This window comes from Halapricum sp. CBA1109 (genome assembly GCF_009741825.1).
In the GTDB taxonomy this organism is placed as follows: Archaea; Halobacteriota; Halobacteria; order Halobacteriales; family Haloarculaceae; genus Halapricum.
Window position 1 is genome coordinate 1 of sequence record NZ_WPCA01000152.1, and the last position, 5,961, is coordinate 5,961.

The window sequence follows — 5,961 nt, forward strand, 5'->3', positions numbered from 1 at the left end:
ACCTCGCGGCCAACGCCCACCGCAAGCGGGCCGACCCCGACGCCGAAGTCCTGCTTGCCGGCGACCCCGAGGCGTCGGCGCTGTACGACCGGGCGATTCCGCTGAGCAGCGCCGCGGCCGGGGCCGACGCCAACCGACTGGTCACGGCCCTCTCGAGCGACTCGGGGAAGGGGCCGTGGTGGCGGCGGCCGATGGGGTTCGACGCCGACGCGACCGAGACGCTGCTGTCGATTCGGGAGGCGGGCGACCGGTCGCGCTGTTTCGAACGGTGACGCCGGCGACCGCCGCCCGTCGGCAGGTGGTATCAACTGTGAGAACGGTGAGGAAACACCTATCAGGAGCGGCCCTCGTTGTAGGGGTATGCGCGTTCCGAGCGGCGTCCCGGGGTTCGACGAACTCGTCGAAGGTGGGTTGCTGCCACGCCGACTCTACGTCGTCAGCGGCCCGCCGGGCAGCGGTAAGACGACGTTCTCCTCGCAGTTCATCACGCAGGGTGCCAAACAGGGGGAGAACTGTCTGTACATCACGATGCACGAGACCAAAGAGGAACTGATGCAGGACATGGCCGGCTTCGACTTCGGCTTCGACAAGGCGATGCAGTCCGACGCGGTCCAGTTTCTCAATCTCGTCACCGAGAGCGGCAAACGGACCATCACACAGTTCGGCCACGAGGGCGGACTGACCAACCGGCTGGTCGCCTTTCTCGACTCGAACGACATCGACCGGGCGGTCATCGACTCGACGATGCTGCTCCAGCACTTCTTCTCGGATGCCAACCAGGAGATAACGGGCTTTCTCTCGGCGCTGAAACAGACCGACGCGACCATCCTGCTCATCTCGGAGATGACCGACCCGACGGCCTACTCGGACGAACACTATCTGGCCCACGGCGTCATCTTCTTCCACAACTACCTCGAGTCGGGCGGGATGACCCGCGGGATTCAGGTGATCAAGATGCGCGGGACCGCTATCGACTGTGACATCCGCCGGATATCCTTCAGCGACCACGGCCTCCACGTCCACACCGACACCAAGATAGGCGGCTAACCATGTACGAGGACAGCTACGACACCGACTGGGACAGCCTCGACCGTGACGAGGCGATGGGGCGAGCGTTCGCCCTCGGTGTCGCGGCGTCACTCGGCCACGACCACCCTGAGGAGTACGACCGCATCGTCGACGAGATGGACACCGCCTACAAGCGCAGTATCGTCGAGTTGGCCTACGAGGAGGGCAAGAACAAGGCCAAAAAGGAACAGTACGAGGGCGGCGACGGCGCCGACGACGACGACATCTGGGCCGACCTCGTCGAGGGCGAGACGGTCACCGTCGAGGAAGACGAGGTCCCGACGGAGGGCCGACACTCCCTGCCGAGCGCCCTCGACAAGATGGACATCCTCGAACGCCCCCATCAGGACGACCTCGACCGCGTGAAGAAACCGGACTTCCTCGACCGCTGACGGACCGCGTCGGCCGCACTCTACCGTCCCTAATCCGTCGTCGAGTACCGAAAAGCGCCGCGTCCGTACCGATCAGATCGACAGCGGGTCGGGACCCTCTTCGCCCGGCAAAGCCGGGTCGCGGTCGCTGTACCCCTTCCGGCCGATGGCCTTGCTGGAGACGGCGCTGTAGGCGGCCATCCGGGCCTCCTCGGCGGACTCGAACGTCTCGCCGTCCAGTCGACCCAGCGCGTCGCCCATCGTCTCCGTCCCGTTGGGGAGATTCAGTTCCATCTCGCCGTAATCCTCGATCATCTCGGCTGTCGTCGCCGGATAGCTGTGTGTGTCGAACGCCGCCGTCGCCTCTGTGAGCTTCATACCCGTAGGAAGTTAATGGTCGATAATAAACCTTCACTATTAATAATGTAGACTAGTGGAAGGTCACTCTATGTGTATAATTACCGCGTGTCTCTAACACACAGTCTCGGGCCAAACACGGATACCGGCGGGCGCACAACCACGGGTATGGTGGTCGCGACCTGCACGTCCACACGACTGTCTCGGACGGACAACTCGCGCCGGACGCGGTGCCGGCGGCCGCGGCCGACGCCGGGCTCTCGGCCGTCGCGATAACCGACCACGACCGGATCAACCCGGCGCTGTCCGCGCCGGTCCGCGACCGCGAGGGCGTCACCGTGATCAACGGCATCGAACTCCGCGTCGAGACGCCCGGCGTCGACTGTGACCGGGTCGACCTGCTTGGGTACGCCGTCGACCCGACCGACCGACTCCGGGACCTGTGTGCGGACATCCAGCGCGACCGGGTCGAACGCGCCGAACGCATCGTCGACTGCGTCGAAGACCATCTCGGCGTGACGCTGGACATCGACCTCGGCCCGGGGGTCGGGCGCCCGCACGTCGCGCGAGCCATCGACGACAGCGACGCCGAGACGACCTACGGCGAGGCCTTCGAGACGCTGATCGGCGACGACGGACCCTGCTACGTCTCGCGGTCGATCCCCGAGTTCGATACCGGCCGCGAGGTGCTCTCGGAGGCCTGTTCGGTCGTCGGACTGGCCCATCCATTCCGGTACGACGACCCGGCGGCGGCGCTGTCGCTGACCGACCGCCTCGACGCCGTCGAAGGGGTCTATCCCTACGCCGAGGACCCCGAGACGACGCCGTTGACCGAGGCAATCGAACGCAACGACCTACTGGTCACCGGCGGGAGCGACGCCCACGGGGAGACAGTCGGCGGGACGGGACTGGACCGGCCGGGCTACGACGCCGTCCGGGCGGCCCTCCCGCGTTCGGTGGACGGCTGAACTGCCGTCACCCTCCGTCCGACGCGTGGCTGACGACAACGCAGGCTTCAATGCGGTCGGCGTCCTACGGAGGCGTATGCAATGTCACTACTGCGACCGTGACGCCGACATCGCCGTCGAGAAAGACGGCGTGAAGGTCGGCGTCTGCAAGGAACACTTCCGCGAGCAGATGGAGGACCTCGCGGACTCGGAGTGGCTGGAGGACGTCGAGAAGGACCTCGACATCGACCGGACGGAGTAGTCTTTTCTCGCTGCCGGGTCTGTGGCCGGTATGGAGCGTGTCTCTCTCGACGATATCGACTCCCGGATGGGGCCGGCCGATGTAAATCGCCCCGTCTCGCGGGCGCTCGGGGCCGAGGACGTGGCGATCAACTACTACGAACTCGCGCCCGGCGAGAGCTTCGCCTTCGGCTATCACGCCCACGAGAATCAAGAGGAGATATTCTACGTCCAGTCCGGGACGGTCACCTTCGAGACGGAGTCCGGCGACGTGGCCGTCGCGGCGGGCGAAGCCGTCCGGTTCGCCCCGGGCGAGTTCCAGCGCGGCGTCAACGAGGGCGAGACGCGGGTCCGCGCGCTGGCGGTCGGCGCGCCCCAAACGACGGGCGAGACGACCATCCGCCGGGAGTGCCCCGACTGCGGGGAGCGCACGACGACGGCCATCGAACTGACCGACGACCGGGACGCCCTCGTAACCATCTGTCAGGACTGTGGCGCGGAGACGGGCCGGTTCACCTAACTGCCGGGCGCGAGGGTGACGAACAGCGCCCCCATCGCTCCGGGACCGGAAAGCGTCGTCACGACCCACAGCAACCACACCGGCCAGCGCCAGACCGTTCCGGCCAGCGGCCCCGTGGCGACGACGACGAGGACGACGCCCGCCGACAGCGCGGCCGGCAGTCCCAAGACTGACCACCGGAGCGCGCCCCCTCTGTCGACGGGTCGCCGCGCGTGAATCAGATCACGACCGACGAGTAGCGGGACGGCCACGACGCCGACGAGCGAGGCGATGCCGGCGAGCGCGAGGACCGCCGCCGCCGGAACCGTCACCAGCGCCGCCACCACCGTCACCGACAGCGTGAGGAGGCCGGCGAGGCCGCCCAAGACCGTCCCGAGCGCGGCCGTCGTCGAGCGCTCGCCAGAGAGCCGGAGCGTCCCGACGGCGACCAGCGGCGACGCCGCCAGCGTCGCGAGGTAGACGGCGAGAAGGATCAGTTCGGTGACGGGGCCGAGCATACCCGGACGTGGCGCGCGCCGGCGAAAAACGCTCGGGGAGGCGGTCCGGAGCGCGGTAACTGTCTCCTCACGTCGGACGGACTGTCACCGACGGGAAGTACGACCCGTAAAACGTCTGGTCGAACGTGACCAGCCTGTCTGCGTCGGCGCTCGCGTGTCCGCCGACGAGGAAGTCCGCGGCGACGTGTTGCCGTGGTGTGAGGTCCGTCCCGCAGTCCTCGCAACTGACGGCCCGCTCTGTCCCACAGGACGGACACTGTAGCCCGTCGGGTCGACGACGGGTGTACTCCCGGAACTGTTCGCCCGCGCGGAACAGCGCGCCCCGGGACGGTTCGACGAGGGAGATACTGAGGTCCTCGAGGAACTGATCGAGTGCCGACGCGCTGTCGAAGTGGCCGTCCGCCGCGAGTTCGGCGTACACGATAGGTGTGACGACGACTCGTCCATCCCTGTAGGCGTCTCGGAGTTCGCGCTCGCTCTCGTCGGCGTGTTCGTCCTCGTACAGGAGTGCGAGCAACGCGTTCGTGTCGACCGCCGTGATCATCGCTCTGCCTCGTCGTCGACCGACCGGGGATACTCGCCGCGGAGTTTTCGCATCCGTTCGGGCATCGTCTCCTCGCTGTCGGCGCTCCCGCGATACTTCTCGAAGGGGTCGCTCCCGTCGGTCGTCGTCGGCGCCTCCTTCCGGATGGTGTACCCGGACTCGCTCTCCTCGAAGGCGACCTCGTCACCGGGTTCGATCCCCAGTTCGTCCCGTATCTCCTTCGGAATCGTGACCTGACCTTTCGTCGTGACACGGGGCATACGTATATCTATTGTGTAATACTCGAAAAGTATTACGGCGAGTGGGTCGAGAGAGCCGCTGCAGCGCGGGGGACACTCACCGGGGTTCGCGTATCTGGTTGCGTGAGGCGGGCCTCGGGCCTGTTCCTTTTAGGGTTCGCCGTCGTACCCGGGGACAGATGACAGGGGACTTCGACCTCCTCGACCAGGAGGAGGCCGACGGCGTCGGCGACGAGTGGGAGGAGATAGACGTCTCCGACACCGACGCGACCGGATCGCACGCAAGCGCGACCGGGAGTTCTCGGAGTTTCGCAAGCGCATCAAAAACACCGAGCAGTTCAAAGTCGAGGCGTCGGTGTTCGACGACGCAACCTACGCCGCCATCTACAAACTGGTCCAGGACGGCCATATCGACGCCTTCGGCGGCCCCATCTCGACGGGCAAGGAGGCAAACGTCTACACCGCGCTGGGCGACGACGAAGAAGTCGCGGTGAAGGTCTACCGCATCAACGCGTCGGACTTCAAGGACATGCGGGGCTACCTCGACGGCGACCCACGCTTCGAGGGTATCGGCCAGGACAAACGCAAGGTCGTGATGGCGTGGGTCCGCAAGGAGTTCGCCAACCTCAAGCGCGCCCAGCAGGCCGGCGTGAGAGTGCCCAACCCCATCGCCGTCGAGCGCAACGTCCTCGTGATGGAGTACATCGAGGCCGACGGCGACCGCGCAAAGCGCCTCAGCGAAGTCGACGTCGAGAACCCCGAGACGGCCTACCAAGTCGTCCGGGAGTACATGTGTCGACTCTACGACGCCGGCCTCGTCCACGGCGACCTCAGCGAGTACAATATGGTCATCCACGACGGCGAACTCGTGGTCATCGACCTCGGGCAGGCGGTCACCGAACACCACCCCAACGCCGAGGAGTTCCTCGAACGTGACTGTGAGAACGTCGCGAGCTTCTTCTCCCGGCAGGGGATGCCCGTCACGGGCGAGGAACTGTACGACTACATCACCGACGACGACAGGTCGACCGAGAACTCGGCGGCGGGGCAGACGACCAACGAGACCGACCCCGCTGGGTAGTCACGGGTCGTCGGCGAGCCGCCGCGCGGCCGCCCACGACGGGTCGACGTCGGGCGCGGTGACCCGATCGCCGTCGACGTAGACGCCCGTCTCGTCG

At 66.5% G+C, this 5,961-nt stretch carries 9 protein-coding genes and 2 pseudogenes; 7 read left to right on the top strand and 4 right to left on the bottom strand.

Annotation, left to right across the window (positions count from 1 at the left end; genetic code table 11):
- The 3 genes and pseudogenes from GJ629_RS16390 to GJ629_RS13590 form a co-directional block, all read left to right on the top strand.
- A pseudogene (locus tag GJ629_RS16390) lies at positions 1-272 on the top strand (hypothetical protein); the annotation flags it as partial.
- Positions 273-360: 88 nt separating this feature from the next.
- Positions 361-1,047: an ATPase domain-containing protein gene (locus tag GJ629_RS13585; protein WP_157513530.1), complete on the top strand. Its 687-nt coding sequence runs from the start codon at positions 361-363 to the stop codon at positions 1,045-1,047.
- 2 nt (positions 1,048-1,049) lie between these two features.
- Positions 1,050-1,460: a hypothetical protein gene (locus GJ629_RS13590; protein WP_157513531.1), complete on the top strand. Its 411-nt coding sequence runs from the start codon at positions 1,050-1,052 to the stop codon at positions 1,458-1,460.
- Between the two features lie 72 nt (positions 1,461-1,532).
- Here the strand turns inward: GJ629_RS13590 and GJ629_RS13595 are convergent, their stop codons facing one another.
- Complete coding sequence (locus GJ629_RS13595) at positions 1,533-1,817, bottom strand: DUF2795 domain-containing protein (RefSeq protein ID WP_157513532.1); 285 nt, start codon at positions 1,815-1,817, stop codon at positions 1,533-1,535.
- Positions 1,818-1,978: 161 nt separating this feature from the next.
- Between GJ629_RS13595 and GJ629_RS13600 the strand changes: the two genes are divergently transcribed.
- From GJ629_RS13600 to GJ629_RS13605, 3 genes are all read left to right on the top strand, one after another.
- Positions 1,979-2,764, top strand: coding sequence for a PHP domain-containing protein (locus GJ629_RS13600; RefSeq protein ID WP_157513533.1), 786 nt, complete (start codon positions 1,979-1,981; stop codon positions 2,762-2,764).
- Positions 2,765-2,840: 76 nt separating this feature from the next.
- A complete protein-coding gene (locus GJ629_RS16395) occupies positions 2,841-3,005 on the top strand; it encodes a DUF6757 family protein (protein WP_197428618.1) in 165 nt (54 codons plus the stop codon).
- Positions 3,006-3,035: 30 nt separating this feature from the next.
- Entirely contained in the window at positions 3,036-3,503 is a 468-nt protein-coding gene (locus GJ629_RS13605; protein WP_157513534.1) for a cupin domain-containing protein, read from the top strand.
- Here the strand turns inward: GJ629_RS13605 and GJ629_RS13610 are convergent.
- The 3 genes from GJ629_RS13610 to GJ629_RS13620 form a co-directional block, all read right to left on the bottom strand.
- Positions 3,500-4,000 carry a hypothetical protein gene (locus GJ629_RS13610; RefSeq protein ID WP_157513535.1) on the bottom strand — a complete coding sequence of 167 codons (501 nt, stop codon included), beginning with the start codon at positions 3,998-4,000 and terminating at the stop codon, positions 3,500-3,502. The two genes, GJ629_RS13605 and GJ629_RS13610, sit on opposite strands and share 4 nt — an antisense overlap.
- A 67-nt stretch (positions 4,001-4,067) precedes the next feature.
- On the bottom strand, positions 4,068-4,544 hold the full coding sequence (locus tag GJ629_RS13615; protein ID WP_157513536.1) for a type II toxin-antitoxin system VapC family toxin: 477 nt from the start codon (positions 4,542-4,544) through the stop codon (positions 4,068-4,070).
- On the bottom strand, positions 4,541-4,804 hold the full coding sequence (locus tag GJ629_RS13620) for an AbrB/MazE/SpoVT family DNA-binding domain-containing protein (protein WP_157513537.1): 264 nt from the start codon (positions 4,802-4,804) through the stop codon (positions 4,541-4,543). The genes GJ629_RS13615 and GJ629_RS13620 overlap by 4 nt, the downstream gene beginning before the upstream one ends.
- Positions 4,805-4,962: 158 nt before the next feature.
- On the opposite strand from GJ629_RS13620, the pseudogene rio1 reads away from it, so the two are divergent.
- Positions 4,963-5,864: pseudogene (rio1, locus tag GJ629_RS13625) on the top strand (serine/threonine-protein kinase Rio1).
- The last annotated feature ends 97 nt before the right edge of the window (positions 5,865-5,961 follow it).